Raw genomic sequence first — 16,179 nt, forward strand, 5'->3', positions numbered from 1 at the left:
TGGTCCCGTGGAGCACGTCTCGCCCGATCTTCCCCCCGACCGCTGCCCCGGGCTGCTGCGACCGCATGTCGCAGCCGACGGGGCGCTGGTGCGTGTGCGCGCCGCCGGGGGCCGTGTTCCGTCCGGCGGGCTCGGGCGGCTCTCGGCTGCGTCGCAGGAATTCGCCGACGGCGACGTGCACCTCACCTCGCGAGGAAATCTGCAGGTCAGAGGTGTCGCTCTCGATGAGAGCGGCAACGTGCCCTCGGGGCTCACCGACGAAATCGTGGCCGCCGGTTTCCTGCCGTCGCCGACGCACGAGCGAGTGCGCAACGTGGTCGCATCGCCGTTGTCGGGGCTCCTCGGCGGGGTCGCCGATATCAGGCCACTGATCGGTGCTCTCGATAAGGCACTGTGCGCGCAGCCGGCGCTCGCCGACCTACCGGGCCGGTTCCTGTTCGGCATCGACGACGGTCGCGGTGATGTTGCCGCACTCCGCTGCGATCTCGCGGCCATCGCGACGGACTCCGCGGCGATACGAATCGTGATCGGCGAGCTGAACGGCCCGACCGTACCGACGTCGCAGGTCGTCGATACCCTGATCGGTTTGGCGTTGGAGTTCGCGCGGGCACGCGGGACGCGCTGGCACGTGCGGCAGCTACCGGGGCGCGGCGCCGAACTCGGGGGCTCCGGCCGGGCTCCCGCGTTCCCGTTGTATGCGATGCCCTACGGAGCACTCGTCGGTGCCGTCTCGGCGCTGGTCCCGCTGGGAATCCTGTCGCCGTCGATGGCGACGGCACTACCCGACGACGACGTGATCGTCACCCCGTGGCGCGGCCTCGTGCTTCCTTCCGACACCGATCCGGCCGCGTTGTCCGGCGCCGGATTCGTGTTGTCGGATGACTCCCCGTGGCCCCGGGTCACCGCATGCACCGGATCTCCCGGGTGTAGCCTCGCCCGAGGTGACACCCGGGCACTTGCCCGTCGCACCGTCACTTCCGGCACCGCAGCAGACCGTCTACATATCGTCGGCTGCGAACGCGCCTGCGGTGCACCGAATTCCCCGCACACCCTCGTTTTCGCCAACCGCTCGACGTCACACAGGAGCTCTACGTGACCCTTCAGCCACCACCACGCCGCTACGAGTACGAGACGGACGGCGCGCACATCTATGTCCGTTCGTTCGCAACGATCCGCGCCGAATCCGACCTCGCGGCGATCCCGGGCGACGCCGAGAAGGTCGCGGTGCGGATGATCCACGCGAGCGGCCAGACCGACCTGGCGAAGGACCTGGTGATCCATCCCGATCTGGTATCTGCGGCCCGTACGGCCCTGAACGCAGGGGCACCGATCTTGGCCGATGCGAATATGGTCGCCGCCGGGGTCACCCGTACCCGGCTACCGGCGGACAACGACGTGCTGTGCCTCCTCGGCGATCCTCGGGTGCCGGAACTCGCGCACCGGTGGAACACCACCCGCTCGGCCGCAGCCGTGTCGCTGTGGGCCGACCGGCTCGAGGGCGCGGTCGTCGCGATCGGCAACGCACCCACCGCGCTGTTCCACCTACTGGAGCTGCTCGATGCCGGCGCACCGCGTCCCGCGGCGATCGTCGGTGTACCCGTCGGGTTCATCGGCGCCGCCGAATCCAAGGACGCCTTGATCGCACACGACCTGCAGATCCCGCATCTCGTGGTGCGGGGACGACGGGGTGGATCGGCCATGGCGTCGTCGGCGCTCAACGCATTGGCTCAGGAGCAGGAATGACCGGCAGGATCTACGGAGTCGGGCTCGGTCCCGGCGACCCGGAACTCATCACTCGTAAGGCCGCGCGCTTGATCGCCGAGGCCGACGTGATCGCCTATCATTCGGGCACGCACGGCCGCTCGATCGCGCGCGGTATCGCTGCCGAGTTGATTCCGCACGACGTGGTCGAGGAAAAGCTGGTGTATCCCGTCACCGTCGGCACCACGGATCATCCGGGCGGGTACGACGGGGCGATCGCCGATTTCTACGACGAGTGCGCTGCGCGTCTTGCCGTCCATCTCGACGCCGACCGCACCGTCGTCGTGTTGTGCGAGGGAGATCCGCTGTTCTACGGATCGTACATGTACCTTCACGATCGGTTGTCGAAAAGTTATGCAGCCGAGGTTGTTCCCGGTGTCACATCGTTCTCGGCCGCGGCGGCCGCAGCCGCGGAACCGCTTGTGCGCCGCACCGATGTACTCACCATCCTCCCGGGAACCCTTCCCGAGCCCGAATTGGCACGGCGACTGGCCGATACCGACGGCGCGGTCATCATGAAACTGGGCCGCACCTTCGAATCAGTGCGAAGCGCCCTGGAACAGTCCGGGCGACTCGACGACGCCGTGTACGTCGAGCGCGCAACGATGGACGGGCAACGCATCGACCCGGCCGCAGACGTGGATCCCGATACGGTGCCGTACTTTTCGGTGATCCTCGCTGCCGGCGACAAGGCTCCCCGCAACCGCGGGATGATCGACCGATCCCGCCCCGTCACGCCCGCGGCCGAAGCCTCGGTCGAGACACACGAATTGCTGGTGATCGGACTCGGCCCCGCCGACGAGAGATGGCTCACCCCCGAGGCATCGGCGGCGCTCGCGTCGGTCGATCACATCGTCGGGTACGGGCCGTATGTCGATCGGGTACCGGTACGTCCCGGTCTGCAACGGCATTCGAGTGGGAACACCGTCGAGGTCGACCGCGCCAGGTTCGCGCTCGAGTTGGCATTGTCCGGTGAGAAGGTGGCCGTGGTGTCGGGCGGCGACGCGGGGGTGTTCGGGATGGCGTCGGCGGTGTTCGAAGCCGCGCAGGATCAGAAGTACTCCTCTGTGCCGATCCGTGTGCTGCCGGGTGTGTCGGCGGTGCAGGCCGTCGCAGCCCGCGCGGGCGCACCCATCGGCGGGGATTTCGCGGTCGTGAGCCTGTCGGATCGGATCAAGCCGTGGAGTGTGATCGAGAAGCGACTCGCCGCGATCGCAGGAGCCGATCTCGTACTGGGGATCTACAATCCCGCGTCTCGGTCGCGGACGACGCAGGTCGCCGACGCGCGTTCGCTGTTCCTGCAGTATCGGCCGGGCGACACCGTCGTCGTGATCGGGCGGGACGTGGGCAGGCCGGGTGAGTCGCTCGAGGTCACCACCCTGGAGAAGCTGGATCCCGCGAGCATCGACATGAAGTGCCTGCTCATCATCGGCGCGACGGGGACGTCGAGCGCACCGTCAGGCGCAGTGTGGACCAAACGGTCCGTGGAAGTCGACTGACACCACGTGTTCGAGACTTTCCGCCTATGACCAGGGTTTCCGTTGGTTCTGAGCCAACGGAAACCCTTGCGGGCGGAGGAACCTTTCTTGGTTGCCCCGCCGAAGGAGTCGTGTACCGCCCGACCCCGAGACACGTCCATTTCCGCGACGTCACACGGCCCATCCGGACCTCACACCAGCGAGAAGCACATGCTCTCTTGAAGAGAATGTGATTGACACCTCACTCCGAAGGGTGCTAGACACTTGCTCAGCATCCACCGAAGGTCGAGGTGAGAATTTCCGTGACGAGACCCAGCATTTCCGCGTACGTCGGGACCCGCATCAAGCGAGTCGAAGACCCCCGACTCTTGACCGGCGCCGGCAGGTTCGTCGACGACGTGACACGTCCCGGCATGCTCCACGCATGCTTTGTGCGCAGCCCATTCGCACGCGCCCGGATCGTCGACATCGACGTCTCCGAGGCTCTCGCACTCGACGGCGTCCACGCGGTGTACCTCGCCGCCGACCTCGCACCCGGAATCCACGAGCAGACCTACGCGCTCGACGGTCCGTACATGCCGGCCCTGAACTGGCCGCCGCTCGCCGAAGACGAAGTGCGTTTCGTCGGCGATCCCGTCGCACTGGTCGTGGCCCGCGATCGATACATCGCGGAGGACGCCGTGGAACTCGTCGCAGTCGACTACGAGGCGCTGACACCGGTCGTCGACTACACCACCGCCGATCGGGCCGACGAACTGGTCCACGCCGCGCACCCCGCGAATATCGCCGCGGCCATGGGGGGCCCACCCCCCGAGGAACTCGCGACGACGTTCGACGAGGCAGCCCACGTGGTCACCCGAACCATCCACCAGCAGGCCTACATCGCGGTCCCCATGGAGACCCGCGGCCTCATCGCCGAGTGGTCGGCCGGGGAGATGACCGTCTGGGCCTCCACCCAATCCCCGCACGAAGTCCGTGGTTTCACCGCCCGCCTCCTCGGACTCGATGAGCACAGCGTCCGAGTGATCATGCGCGACACCGGTGGAGGCTTCGGCCAGAAGGTCGTTCCGCAGCGCGAGGACGTCGCCGTACTGCTCGCTGCCAGGAAGCTTCCGGCCGCGCTGAAATGGATCGAGGATCGGCAGGAACACATGATGTCGGCCGGCGTGGCCCGCCAGGAATGCGGCGATGCGCGTTTCGCGTTCGACGCCGACGGCACGCTGCTCGGCGCCTCGATCGACCACATCCAGAATGTGGGCGCCTACCCGATTCCGTCGCCGGTGACGTCCGGGGCGGTCGTCGGGATGCTGTTCCCCGGACCCTACCGTGTGCCCGCCGCCGCATTCTCGATGAAGCTGACATACACGAACACCGTCGGCCGGGTCGCGTACCGCGGGCCGTGGCAGTTCGAATCCATGGCGCGCGAGATGCTGCTCGACGTCGCGGCACGTCAGATGGATATCGACCCCGTCGAACTCCGGCGACGCAACATGCTCAGCGCCGCAGACCTACCGCTCGCCAACCCGCTGGGCATGCCGTACAACGACTCGACGCCGCTCGAAACGTTCGAGCACGCCCTGTCGATCCTCGACTACGACGCATTCCGGCGGGAGCAGGAACGCGCACGCACCGAGGGTCGCTACATCGGGGTCGGCACCTGCACCTACATCGAACCCACCACGGGTGCAACGCCGTTCCACGCCACCGAAGGTGCGACGATTCGCATCGAACCCTCGGGCAAGGTGAACGTCTACGTTGCCGGCGGGTCGTCGGGTAACAGTCTCGAGACCGCCGCCGTGCAGCTCACAGCCGATGCGCTCGGAGTCGACATCGCCGACGTCCACACCATCCAGGGCGACACGGCGATCACCCCGTTCGGCGCCGGAACCGGTGGCAGCCGCTCCGGCTCGATGATCGCGGGAGCAGTGCGGGAAACCGCATCGGTGCTGCGCGACCGGATTCTTGCCATCGCCGCACACAAACTCGAAGCCGCGGCCGACGACATCGAGTTCGTCGGCAGCCGCGCGACGGTGCGTGGCGTCCCGAACGTCGGGATCACATTGAAGGAGATCGCCGAGATCTCCTACTTCCAGGCCGAGACCCTGCCGCCCGGTGTACCTCCGGGACTCGAATCCAGCGGTCGCTACCACTCGCCGTCCATGATGTTGTGGGCCAACGCCACCCACGTCTGCACATGCGAGGTCGACATCGAGACGGGAGCGGTGAAGATCCTCCGGTTCATCGTCGGCGAAGACTGCGGTCCGATGATCAACCCCGACATCGTCGAAGGCCAGATCTACGGTGGCACCGTCCAGGGAATCGGCGGCGCCCTCTACGAGCATCTGGCGTACGACGACGACGGCAACCCCGTGACCACCACGTTCATGGACTATCTGCTTCCCACCACCGACACCGTCCCCGACATCGAGATCGGGCACGTCGAATCGCCCAGCGCCGGACCCGGCGGCTACAAGGGTGTCGGTGAGGGCGGCGCGATCGGAGCGTCCCCGGCCGTGGTCAACGCGGTCGCCGATGCGTTGGCCCCCTTCGGAGTGGAAGTGACCCGCTTGCCCCTGTCCCCCGCCACCATCATCGCGATGCTCGACGAGGTCCGGGCGGTGAAGGCATGAAGCCCTCGCCGTTCGACTATCACGCACCCGGTACCGCTACCGACGCGGTCGAGCTCATCGCCGAACTGGGCGACGAAGCGAAGTTCATCGCGGGTGGACAGAGCCTGATGCCGATGCTCAACCTGCGGCTGGCTGTGTTCGATCACCTCGTGGACCTGCGCAAACTCGCGGAACTGCGCGGCATCGAACAGCGCAGCGACGCGGTGTGGATCGGCGCGGGCACCACGCACGCGACAGTCGGCCGGTCCGCCGAACTCGAGGCCGCGGTCCCGCTGCTGTCCCGCGCGACACCGTTGATCGGCCACTTCCAGATCCGCAACCGCGGCACCCTCGGAGGGTCCATCGCGCACGGCGACGGCGCAGCCGAATACCCCGCGGTCGCATTGGCGCTGGACGCCGAGATCGAGGCTTTGTCTCCACGAGGTCGCCGCACCATCCCGGCCTCGGAATTCTTCACGGGGATGTGGACCACCGATCTCGACGCCGACGAGTTGCTCACCGGAGTGAACTTCCCGACGTGGAGCGGGCGCTCCGGATTCGCGATCGAGGAATTCGCTCGACGCGCCGGCGACTTCGCACTCGCCGGCGCAGCAATCGCGATCCGCCTCGATCCCGCATCGGCCCTCGATCGATGCGCGATCACGCTGTTCGGTGTAGCACCCACGCCCGTCCGCGTCACCGCCGTGGAGTCGGAACTTCTCGGCCGGAGCATCAGCGACATCGATGCCGACGAGGTCGGACGAAGCGCACTCGGTTCGCTCGACACGGTCTCCGACGACCTGCACGGCCCCGCCGCCTACCGCCGGCGGGTGGGGGCGACGATCACAGCACGTGCATGGCGTCGCGCGGTGGACGAGGCAACAGCTCGGGAGGGGTTCGCATGACCAATGTAGACATCGAGGTTCATGTCAACGGACGTTCGCGCCGCCACTCGGTGCCGCCGCGACTGACCCTCGCCGACTACCTACGCGTCGACTGCGGCCTCACCGGAACACATCTCGGCTGTGAACACGGTGTGTGCGGTGCGTGCACGGTCCTGCTCGACGGCGAGGCCGTACGCGCGTGCCTCGTCTTCGCGGTGCAGGCCGACGGCGCCGAGGTCACCACCATCGAAGCCATGGCGTCCGACGACGGCACACTGTCGCCGGTCCAGGCCGCGTTCCGAGATCACCACGGTCTCCAATGCGGTTTCTGCACACCGGGGTTCATCGTATCGGCCACGGCGTTCCTGGAGGAGAACCCGTCGCCGACCGACGGTGAGATCCGGGAAGCACTGTCCGGGAACATCTGCCGATGCACTGGATATCAGGGAATCATCGCGGCAGTGAAAGCTGCCGCGGCCACCACAACGAATACAGGGGAGCAACAATGACCGGACGGGTCGAAGGCAAAGTCGCGTTCATCACGGGCGCAGCACGGGGTCAAGGCCGTAGTCACGCGGTGAGATTGGCAGAAGAAGGCGCCAACATCATCGCGGTCGACGTCTGTAAGCAGCTCGACGGTGTGCCGATCCCGATGTCGACCCCCGAGGATCTCGAAGAGACCGTTTCGCTGGTCGAGAAGGCGGGCGGCAAGATCCACGCCGCACAGGCCGACGTCCGCGACATGGCCGCGATGCAGGGCATCGTCGACGACGGTGTCGCACAGTTCGGGCGTCTCGACATCATCTGCGCCAATGCGGGTCTCGCGAGCTCGGGTGATCGTCTCGATGCTCTCGACGAAAAGGGCTGGCGCGACATGATCGACGTCAACCTGACCGGAGTATGGGCGACCACGCGCGTCTCGGTGCCGCACATGCGCGAAGCAGGCAACGGTGGCTCGATCATCCTCACCAGCTCCGTCGGCGGCATCCGGGCTCTGCCGAGTGTCGGGCACTACGTCTCCGCCAAGCACGGAATGATCGGCATCATGCGCACCCTCGCCATGGAGCTCGGCGAGGAGAGCATCCGCGTCAACGCCATCTGCCCGACGCAGGTGAGCACCCCGATGCTTCTCAACGAGTCGACATTCAAGATGTTCCGCCCCGATCTCGAGCACCCCACGAAGGACGATTTCGCTCCACTGTCGCAGATGATGCATGTGCTGCCGACCCCGTGGGTGGACGCGATCGACATCAGCAACGCGGTGCTGTTCCTCGCGTCCGAGGAGTCGCGGTTCATCACCGGCGTCACCCTGCCGGTCGACGCCGGCGCGATGCTCAAATAGACCGGTCGCGCGCCGGATCGTAGAGATGTGAACACGCCACGTCGGGTGTGTCCCGGACACCGAGGGCGCGCCCGACGAGGATCACTGCGGTGTGCTTCAACCCCGCAACCTCGACCTTCTCTGCAATGTCGGTGAGCGTACCGCGCAGCACGATCTGATTCGGGCGCGACGCGAACGCCACCACCGCCGCCGGACAGTCCGGACCGTAGGTCTCGGAGAGTTCGGCGGCGAGCGCGCGTATCCGGGTGATGGCCAGGTGCAGCACCAAACTCGCCTCGAGACCGGCGACCCGCGCGAGCGCTTCGGTGTCGGGCATCGACGTCGACCGCGCCTGCGTACGGGTGAGCACGACGGTCTGAACGAGTTCCGGCACGGTCAGTTCCGTGCCGAGCGTCGCCGCGGCAGCCGCGTAGGCCGGGACACCCGGGGTGACGTCCCACCCAACACCTTCGGCGTCGAGACGCCGGGTCTGCTCGGTGAGCGCCGAGTACAGCGACGGGTCGCCGGAGCACAGCCGCACAGCATCGAGTCCGCGGCGGTCGGCATCGACGAGGTGCGCGGTGATCTGCTCGAGGTCGAGATGCTGGGTGTCGATCAGTTCGGCGTCGCCTTTGCAGTGCGCGAGAATCTCGGCGTCGAGATAGGTACCCGCGTACAGCACGACCGGAGCTGTGCGGAGCAGATTGACGGCCCGCAGCGTCAACAAGTCGGCGGCGCCGGGGCCGGAGCCCACGAAATGCACGGTCATTGGTTACCTTTCGTTACACTCCACTGAACGACAGGGCGCAGTGATTGCCACCCGGTGAACGTTCCGATCGATGAGGCCTGTTCGACGGACAACCGCGACAGCTCGCCTCCGCACTTCTTCCACCACGGCACGAGCACGGCCTCGGTCTCGAGGGTCACCGCATGCACCACCAGGCGGCCACCCGGCCGCACTGCCTGCCAGCATGTCTCGATTATTCCGTCCTGGCTACCTCCGCCTCCGACGAAGATCGCGTCGGGTACCTCCAACCCGGACAGCGCCTCTGGTGCACCACCTCTCACGACGAGCAAGGACGGCACGCCGAGCCTGGCGGCGTTGCGCTCGATCGCATCGGCGCGTGCCGGGTCCTTCTCGATCGCGATGGTGCGGCAACGCGGATCGGTGCGAGCCCACTCGATACCGACCGACCCGGCACCGGCTCCCACGTCCCACAACAACTCTCCGGGGCGCGGTGCCAGTGCGCATACCGCGGCAGCCCGGATCGGCCGCTTGCTGAGCTGACCGTCGTTCTCGAAGCAGTCGTCCGGGAGTCCCGGTGTCGTGGCCGACCCGTCGGCGCCGCCGCACTCGATGCACAGCAGACTGAGCTGCGGCGCGGTCGCGTCCACGAGATCGCCCGCGGTGCCGTCGATTCTGTCTTCGTCACCGCCCAGGTTGCCGAGCACTGTCACCGCCGCCTCGGCGAACCCCTCCCCCACGAGCAACCGCGCGATCTCCGCAAGACTCGACGAGTTCGACGTCAGCACGATCAGGCGTCGCCCGCACGTCAGGTAGCGGCGCAGGGCGTCGACGTCGCGGCCGACGAGGGTCACGGTGTCGCATTCCTCGGCTGCCCACCCCATGCGTGCCCGGGCGAGCGCCACCGAGGACACCGCGGGGATCACCTCGACTGCGTCGCTGCCCAGACGACGGAGGAGGGTAGATCCGATGCCCGATACCAAGGGGTCGCCGGACGCAAGCGCCACGACCCTGCCGGGGTGCCGGGCCAGCAGGTCGTCGAGACCGCTGAGCAGCGGGGACGGCCACGGCTCGCGGACTGCGTCGGTCGGCGGGATCATCGCGAGGTGCCGCTCGCCGCCGAGCAGTACGTCGGCGGCGAGCACGTGCTCGCGGCCGGTCGCCGGCACGCTGCTCCAGCCGTCGGCACCGATTCCGACGACGGTGATCCGTGAACCCATGGCCGTGAACACTAACCCGTGGCCCTGGAGGTGGGCGGGTGTGGATAGACTCGGCCGCGGCAAGACACATCGAAGGTGCCCTTCGCAGGGATAATCGGGAAGCCGGTGAGAATCCGGCACAGGCCCGCTGCGGTGACCCGGGAGTCGTCGATCATGCGCGTGAGCGCAGCCACCGGAGCAGTCCGGGAAGGCGATCGCACGACGCTCGACCGGGAAGTCCGAAGACCGGCCTTCGATCGGTTGCCGAAGTGGACATCCCAGCGGGAGCCTGTGGAGGTTGGAGTGCTCGTGTATCCGTTCAGCGCTGTCGTCGGGTCCGACGACCTGGCGCTGGCCCTGACGTTGTGTGCCGTGTCCCCGTCGATCGGCGGAGTGCTGGTGCGCGGAGAGAAGGGCACCGCCAAATCGACCATGGTGCGTGCGCAAGCAGGGCTGTTGCCGCAGGTCGCGGAGGTCGAGGGCTGCCGGTTCGCCTGCGACCCGTCCTCCCCCGATCCGCGCTGCCCCGACGGTCCGCATCCGGCCGGCACGCCGTCGCACATCCGGCCCGCACGGCTCGTGGAGTTCCCCGTCGGCGCGAGCGAAGACCGCGTCACCGGATCTCTGCACCTGGGCAAAGCGCTGGCGGCCCGTACCGCTGAGTACGAGCCGGGCCTGCTCGCGCTCGCACACCGCGGTGTGTTGTACGTCGACGAGGTGAACCTGCTCCACGACCACCTCGTCGACCTGCTGCTCGACGCCGCCGCCATGGGGCGATCGACAGTCGAGCGCGATGGGGTGTCCGTGAGTCACGCCGCCTCGTTCGTGCTGGTGGGAACCATGAACCCCGAGGAGGGTGAGCTCCGGCCGCAGCTCCTCGACCGGTTCGGGCTCGCCGTCGACGTCGCAGCCCCCCGCGACCCGCAGTTGCGCGTCGAGATCGTGCGCCGCCGCCTGGCGTTCGACGCGGACCCCGACTCGTTCGTCGCGCAGTGGGCCGAGGCCGAGCAGGAGTTGTCGCGACGGATCGCCGCGGCCCGCGAGCGGGTGGCGACGGTGCGCCTGGGCGACGACGCTCTGGTGTCGATCGCCGAGATCTGCGCGGCGTTCGGCGTCGACGGTATGCGGGCCGATCTCGTCACCGCCAAGACCGCGGTCGCGCACGCGGCATGGGCCGGTCGCGACGACGTGACCCGCGAGGACGTGGCGGTCGCCGCGAAACTCGCGCTGCCGCATCGGCGACGCCGCAACCCGTTCGACAATCCCGACACCGGCGATGATCTGCTCGACGACTTGCTGAACCGGCCCGATGCGCAACCGGAACCCGACGACGACCCCGACGACGACCCCGACGGTGGCGGCGCACCCGACCCTGCAACCTCCACCTCCGGGACGAACGGCAGCGCTTCGACCTCGGTGGATTCCCCCGCCGATCCGTATCGCGCGCGTCTGTTCTCCGTCGATCGCACCGGGCACGGTGTCGCGGGCCGACGATCGAAAGCGGCGACCACGATCGGCCGCACCGTGGGCGACCGCGCCGGCGACACGGGCGCAGTCCATCTACCCGCGACGATCCGCGCCAGCGCGCTGACCTCACGCGGCTGGCAGGTGCGACGCAAGGTCGTCGAGGGCCGGGAGGCCAACCTCGTCTTGCTGTGCGTCGACGCATCCGGGTCGATGGCCGCACAGAAGCGGATGACGCAGGTCAAGACTGCAATCCTGTCGCTGCTGCTCGACGCGTACCGCCGCCGCGACACGGTCGGCCTCGTGACGTTCCGCGGCAGCAGTGCAACCGTGGCGCTGCCCCCGACGAACTCGGTGGATGTCGCGGCCGCGCGTCTGCGGGAACTTCCGGCCGGGGGCCGCACCCCTCTCGCCGAAGGACTTGCCGAGGCCGCCGAGACCATCCGCAGGCACCGGCTGCGCGACCCGGACCGCCGGGCGCTGCTCGTCGTCGTCACCGACGGACGCGCAACCTCGGGTACCGACGCGGTCGCACGGTCGCTCGAGGCCGCCGACGTCCTCGCAGCCCAGGGTGTAGCAGCGGTCGTCGTCGACTCCGAAACCGGCCGCTTCCGGATGGGGCTCGCGGCGCAACTCGCCGACCGGCTCGGCGCCGAATATGTACATGTGGGCGAGGTTCACGCCGACGCCCTCACCTCGATCGTGCGTGGGAGAGCAGCCTGATGCCGAAGGGACAACCCGAGGTCGTACCGAACGACGGGCTCACCACCCGCCAGCGCCGTAACCGCCCGTTGCTGATGGTCAACACGGGAGACGGCAAGGGCAAATCCACCGCCGCATTCGGGTTGGCCTTGCGTGGATGGAATCAGGGCTGGTCGGTCGCGGTGTTCCAGTTCGTCAAGTCGGCGAAATGGCGGCTCGGTGAGCAGACCGCATTCGAAACCCTCGGTGAGCTGCACGACGAGCGCGGCACCGGTGGCGCGATCGAGTGGCACAAGATGGGCTCGGGCTGGTCGTGGTCGCGCAAGGAAGGCAGCGACGAAGACCACGCCGCCGATGCCCTCGCCGGGTGGCGCGAGATTCAGCGACGCCTCGCCGCCCAGCAACACGGCCTGTACGTGCTCGACGAATTCACGTATCCGATCAACTGGGGTTGGATCGACGTCGACGAGGTCGTCGACACGCTGACGTCGCGGACCGGACATCAACACGTGATGATCACCGGGCGCCGCGCCGACCCCAAGCTGATCGAGGTCGCCGACCTGGTCACCGAGATGACGAAGATCAAGCACCCGATGGATGCGGGGCAGAAAGGCCAGAAGGGCATCGAATGGTAGCGGGGGCAGCGTGGTAGTGATTTCAGCATGGTAGCGATTCCGCGCTTCGTCGTTGCTGCACCGGCATCCGGGCACGGGAAGACCACCGTTGCAACAGGTCTCATGGCCGCTTTGCGCCGCGGCGGCCACACGGTGTCGGGGCACAAGATCGGCCCCGACTACATCGACCCCGGTTACCACGCCCTCGCGACCGGTCGGCCCGGACGCAACCTCGATCCGCATCTCGTCGGCGACGACCTGGTTGCGCCCCTGTTCCTGCACGGCGCGACCGGCGCCGACATGGCGGTCGTCGAGGGCGTCATGGGCCTCTACGACGGGATGCTCGGCACCGACGGGTACGCGTCCACCGCCCACGTCGCGGGACTGCTGGGCGCACCGGTGATTCTCGTCGTCGACATCTCGCACGCGTCGCGATCCGTCGCCGCGGTCGTCCACGGCATGGCGTCGTACGACCGGGGTGTCCGCATCGCCGGTGTCATCCTGAACAAGGCCGGGTCGCCGCGACATTCGGACGAGGTGATCGCCGCACTCGAATCCACCGGCATACCCGTGCTCGGTGTACTGCAGCGCGACGACGGGATCTCTGCGCCGTCACGACATCTGGGTCTCGTTCCGGCTCAGGAACGCGCCGAGGCCGCAGGCCAACTCGACCGGCTCGCGTCGCAGATCGCCGAACACATCGACCTCGACGAGGTCGTGCGTATCGCACGGTCCGCACCCGACCTGACTGATTCCCCGTGGGCTCCTCCAGTCTCCGGCACCGATGGTCCGGTGATCGCGGTGGCGGGCGGACGCGCGTTCACGTTCCGCTACACCGAAACCGAGGAGATCCTGCGCGCGGCCGGATGCCGGACGGTCACCTTCGACCCGTTGCGCGACGAGACCCTGCCCGACGACACCGCCGGCATCTACCTCGGCGGAGGCTTCCCCGAGGTCCACGCGGCGGATATCTCGTCCAATGCTCCGTTGCGCGAACATCTTCGCGCTGCCATCGCAGGCGGAGTGCCCACCGTCGCCGAATGCGCCGGTCTGCTGTATCTGTGCCGGGACGTCGACGGCGCCGACATGGTCGGTGCGCTGGAGGCGTCCGCCTGCATGACACCGCGGCTCACCCTCGGCTACCGCACGGCGATCGCACCCGCCGACGGCCTGCTCGGACCTGCCGGAACCCGGGTGACGGGTCACGAATTCCACCGCACGACCGTCGAACCCGGCTCCTCCCCCGCGTGGCTGCTGGACGGACGTCCCGATGGCTTCGCAACCGCGACGCTGCACGCGTCGTACCTGCACACACATTGGGCGGGGCATCCGCAGCTCGCGGAGCGCTTCGTCGCTGCTGCCCGGGTAGCGGCGCCGGTGGCGGCGCCCCCTCGAAAGCCGCGTGTCGCGGGTCCGGACCTGAATCATCACGGCGACCGCGACGCCACCGACGGTCTCGTCGACCTCGCCGTGAACGTGTCCCGGCGGCCACGCCCACGGTGGCTCGACGATGCGCTGTGCTCGTCGCTCGAGGTGCTCGACCGCTATCCCGATCCGAGCGCGGCCCGCGCCGCGCTCGCCGGGCGGCATCGGCGCCGCATCGACGACGTGCTACCCACCGCGGGGGGCGCCGAAGCGTTCACGTTGATCGCGCGTGCGCGGCCGTGGCGGATGCCGGTGGTGGTGCACCCGCAGTTCACCGAACCCGAAGCCGCGCTCCTCGCTGCCGGCCACGAGGTGCGGCGCGTGCTCCTGCACGCCGACGACGGGTTCCGGCTGGATGCCGGCGCGGTGCCCGACGACGCGGATCTCGTGGTCGTCGGCAACCCCACCAATCCCACCTCGGTGCTGCACCCGGCGTCGACGCTGCGGTCACTGGTGCGCCCGGGGCGGGTCGTGGTGATCGACGAGGCGTTCATGGATGCGATACCCGGAGAAACGGAATCGCTGTCGAACGAGAGCATCTCCGGACTGATCACGGTGCGGTCGTTGACGAAGACCTGGGCGATCCCCGGGGTGCGCGCGGGATACGTCGTCGGCGATCCGGCGGTCCTTGCCGATCTCGCGGCGCAGCAACCTCCGTGGTCGGTGTCGACACCCGCGGCCGCGGCGATGATCGCGTGCGCCGCTCCCCGCGCAACGGACGAAGCGACCCTGATCGCCGGTGAGATCGCCGCCGACCGGGCGGCACTGGTTGAGGCATTGACCGGCATCGGACTCGAAGTCGCCGGCTCTCCGGCTGCACCGTTCGTACTCGTCCGCGTGGCATCGGGAACCCGGGAGAAGCTGCGTGCACAGGGTTTTGCGCTACGCCGCGGCGACACCTTCCCCGGGCTCGGCGACGACTGGGTGCGGATCGCCGTCCGCGACCGCGGGGTGACCGACGCCTTGACGGATGCGTGGCGATCGATCCTGTGAGCGGCCCGTCGAGAGCCGCGGGCCTAGTGCTCGGGTACGCGGCCGATCAGGTGTTCGGCGATCCCCGTCGCTGGCATCCGGTGAGCGGTTTCGGCAGGCTCGCGCGCGCCACGGAGAAGGTCCTCTACGCCGACAACCGTGTCGCGGGTGTGGCGTTCACGTCGGTACTCGTCGGTTCGGCGGCCGCGCTCGGCGTTGTCGCCGACCGCGCCACCCGGTCGCGGCCCTGGCTCGGGGTCGTGGTGACCGCCACCGCAACGTGGATCGTCCTCGGTGGCTGCTCCCTCGGTCGCGAAGCCCGCACCCTCGATGCACAGTTGCGTGACGGCGATCTTGCTGCGGCTCGGGTACAGGTGACCCACCTGGTCGGGCGCGACCCGTCGCGACTCGACGAGAACGGTATCGCCCGCGCCACCATCGAGTCGGTCGCCGAGAACACCTCCGATGCCGTTGTTGCACCACTGTTCTGGGGCGCACTGCTCGGCCCGGCCGGATTGCTGGGCTACCGCGCGGCGAACACCCTCGACGCCCGCGTCGGTCATCGCACCCCGCGCCTCGAGAAGTTCGGGTGGGCGTCGGCGCGGTTCGACGATCTGCTCAACCTCGCACCCGCACGGTTGTCGGCGCTGCTCGCCGCCGGCCTGGGCCCCCGGCCGCGGGCTGCGATGCGTGCGTGGCGACGGGATGCGCCCCAGCATCCGAGCCCGAATGCCGGTCCAGTGGAGGCGTCGTTCGCGGGAGCACTCGGTGTGCAGCTCGGTGGCGTCAACATCTACGACGGTGGCGCCGAGAACCGCGGCACGCTCGGCGACGGGCCGACACCCACACCTGACGACATCGACCCCACCGCACGGCTCGCGTCCCGGGTCGGGCTGGGTGCGCTGGCAGTGGCCACGCTCATCGCCTGCGCCACTCGTTGATTCGAATGTTCAGCAGCAACAGACAGCCACAACCGTTCGGCACGGTTGCGGCTGTCTGCGCGCG

At 68.4% G+C, this 16,179-nt stretch carries 13 protein-coding genes and 1 riboswitch; of the genes, 11 read left to right on the top strand and 2 right to left on the bottom strand.

The features are described 5' to 3' along the window. Nucleotides 1–7: 7 nt before the first annotated feature. From ACZI8W_RS17700 to ACZI8W_RS17730, 7 genes are all read left to right on the top strand, one after another. On the top strand, nt 8–1,096 hold the full coding sequence (locus ACZI8W_RS17700) for a cobalamin biosynthesis protein CobG (RefSeq protein ID WP_463369815.1): 1,089 nt from the start codon (nt 8–10) through the stop codon (nt 1,094–1,096). Then, nucleotides 1,093–1,743, top strand: a complete 651-nt coding sequence (locus ACZI8W_RS17705; RefSeq protein ID WP_463369816.1) for a precorrin-8X methylmutase — start codon at nt 1,093–1,095, stop codon at nt 1,741–1,743. Before ACZI8W_RS17700 ends, ACZI8W_RS17705 begins: the two co-directional genes overlap by 4 nt. Then, the gene (locus tag ACZI8W_RS17710; protein WP_463369817.1) at nt 1,740–3,260 is read left to right on the top strand and encodes a precorrin-2 C(20)-methyltransferase; all 1,521 of its coding nucleotides are present in this window, start codon (nt 1,740–1,742) and stop codon (nt 3,258–3,260) included. The genes ACZI8W_RS17705 and ACZI8W_RS17710 overlap by 4 nt, the downstream gene beginning before the upstream one ends. 281 nt (nt 3,261–3,541) lie before the next feature. Next, nucleotides 3,542–5,869 carry a xanthine dehydrogenase family protein molybdopterin-binding subunit gene (locus ACZI8W_RS17715; RefSeq protein WP_463369818.1) on the top strand — a complete coding sequence of 776 codons (2,328 nt, stop codon included), beginning with the start codon at nt 3,542–3,544 and terminating at the stop codon, nt 5,867–5,869. Beyond that, nucleotides 5,866–6,753 (top strand): FAD binding domain-containing protein, encoded by an 888-nt coding sequence (locus tag ACZI8W_RS17720; protein ID WP_463369819.1) that lies wholly within the window; start codon nt 5,866–5,868, stop codon nt 6,751–6,753. Before ACZI8W_RS17715 ends, ACZI8W_RS17720 begins: the two co-directional genes overlap by 4 nt. Beyond that, nucleotides 6,750–7,241, top strand: coding sequence for a (2Fe-2S)-binding protein (locus ACZI8W_RS17725; RefSeq protein WP_463369820.1), 492 nt, complete (start codon nt 6,750–6,752; stop codon nt 7,239–7,241). Before ACZI8W_RS17720 ends, ACZI8W_RS17725 begins: the two co-directional genes overlap by 4 nt. After that, nucleotides 7,238–8,074 carry a mycofactocin-coupled SDR family oxidoreductase gene (locus ACZI8W_RS17730; RefSeq protein WP_463369821.1) on the top strand — a complete coding sequence of 279 codons (837 nt, stop codon included), beginning with the start codon at nt 7,238–7,240 and terminating at the stop codon, nt 8,072–8,074. The genes ACZI8W_RS17725 and ACZI8W_RS17730 overlap by 4 nt, the downstream gene beginning before the upstream one ends. Here the strand turns inward: ACZI8W_RS17730 and ACZI8W_RS17735 are convergent. Next, a complete protein-coding gene (locus tag ACZI8W_RS17735) occupies nt 8,067–8,822 on the bottom strand; it encodes a cobalt-precorrin-4/precorrin-4 C(11)-methyltransferase (protein WP_463369822.1) in 756 nt (251 codons plus the stop codon). The two genes, ACZI8W_RS17730 and ACZI8W_RS17735, sit on opposite strands and share 8 nt — an antisense overlap. Further along, a complete protein-coding gene (cbiE, locus tag ACZI8W_RS17740) occupies nt 8,819–10,018 on the bottom strand; it encodes a precorrin-6y C5,15-methyltransferase (decarboxylating) subunit CbiE (protein ID WP_463369823.1) in 1,200 nt (399 codons plus the stop codon). The genes ACZI8W_RS17735 and cbiE overlap by 4 nt, the downstream gene beginning before the upstream one ends. A 56-nt stretch (nt 10,019–10,074) precedes the next feature. Beyond that, nucleotides 10,075–10,266: riboswitch (cobalamin riboswitch) on the top strand. Between the two features lie 34 nt (nt 10,267–10,300). On the opposite strand from cbiE, the gene ACZI8W_RS17745 reads away from it, so the two are divergent. Genes ACZI8W_RS17745 through ACZI8W_RS17760 form a run of 4 tightly spaced genes read left to right on the top strand, consistent with a single transcriptional unit; the run spans nt 10,301 to nt 16,115 of the window. After that, nucleotides 10,301–12,184 (top strand): VWA domain-containing protein, encoded by a 1,884-nt coding sequence (locus ACZI8W_RS17745; RefSeq protein WP_463369824.1) that lies wholly within the window; start codon nt 10,301–10,303, stop codon nt 12,182–12,184. Continuing rightward, the gene (cobO, locus tag ACZI8W_RS17750) at nt 12,184–12,798 is read left to right on the top strand and encodes a cob(I)yrinic acid a,c-diamide adenosyltransferase (protein ID WP_463369825.1); all 615 of its coding nucleotides are present in this window, start codon (nt 12,184–12,186) and stop codon (nt 12,796–12,798) included. The genes ACZI8W_RS17745 and cobO overlap by 1 nt, the downstream gene beginning before the upstream one ends. Before the next feature lie 27 nt (nt 12,799–12,825). Beyond that, nucleotides 12,826–15,195, top strand: a complete 2,370-nt coding sequence (locus tag ACZI8W_RS17755; RefSeq protein WP_463369826.1) for a bifunctional hydrogenobyrinic acid a,c-diamide synthase/histidinol phosphate aminotransferase CobBC — start codon at nt 12,826–12,828, stop codon at nt 15,193–15,195. Continuing rightward, complete coding sequence (locus ACZI8W_RS17760) at nt 15,177–16,115, top strand: cobalamin biosynthesis protein (protein ID WP_463369827.1); 939 nt, start codon at nt 15,177–15,179, stop codon at nt 16,113–16,115. The genes ACZI8W_RS17755 and ACZI8W_RS17760 overlap by 19 nt, the downstream gene beginning before the upstream one ends. The last annotated feature ends 64 nt before the right edge of the window (nt 16,116–16,179 follow it).

It is taken from the genome of Rhodococcus ruitaii, from assembly GCF_055230935.1.

What these genes read in the sequence shown, in the direction of transcription:
- ACZI8W_RS17710 (WP_463369817.1), top strand. Translation starts at nt 1,740, where the DNA reads ATGACCGGCAGGATCTACGGAGTCGGGCTCGGTCCCGGCGACCCGGAA.
- ACZI8W_RS17755 (WP_463369826.1), top strand. Translation starts at nt 12,826, where the DNA reads ATGGTAGCGATTCCGCGCTTCGTCGTTGCTGCACCGGCATCCGGGCAC.
- ACZI8W_RS17720 (WP_463369819.1), top strand. Translation starts at nt 5,866, where the DNA reads ATGAAGCCCTCGCCGTTCGACTATCACGCACCCGGTACCGCTACCGAC.
- ACZI8W_RS17730 (WP_463369821.1), top strand. Translation starts at nt 7,238, where the DNA reads ATGACCGGACGGGTCGAAGGCAAAGTCGCGTTCATCACGGGCGCAGCA.
- cbiE (WP_463369823.1), bottom strand. Translation starts at nt 10,018, where the DNA reads ATGGGTTCACGGATCACCGTCGTCGGAATCGGTGCCGACGGCTGGAGC.
- ACZI8W_RS17735 (WP_463369822.1), bottom strand. Translation starts at nt 8,822, where the DNA reads ATGACCGTGCATTTCGTGGGCTCCGGCCCCGGCGCCGCCGACTTGTTG.
- cobO (WP_463369825.1), top strand. Translation starts at nt 12,184, where the DNA reads ATGCCGAAGGGACAACCCGAGGTCGTACCGAACGACGGGCTCACCACC.
- ACZI8W_RS17725 (WP_463369820.1), top strand. Translation starts at nt 6,750, where the DNA reads ATGACCAATGTAGACATCGAGGTTCATGTCAACGGACGTTCGCGCCGC.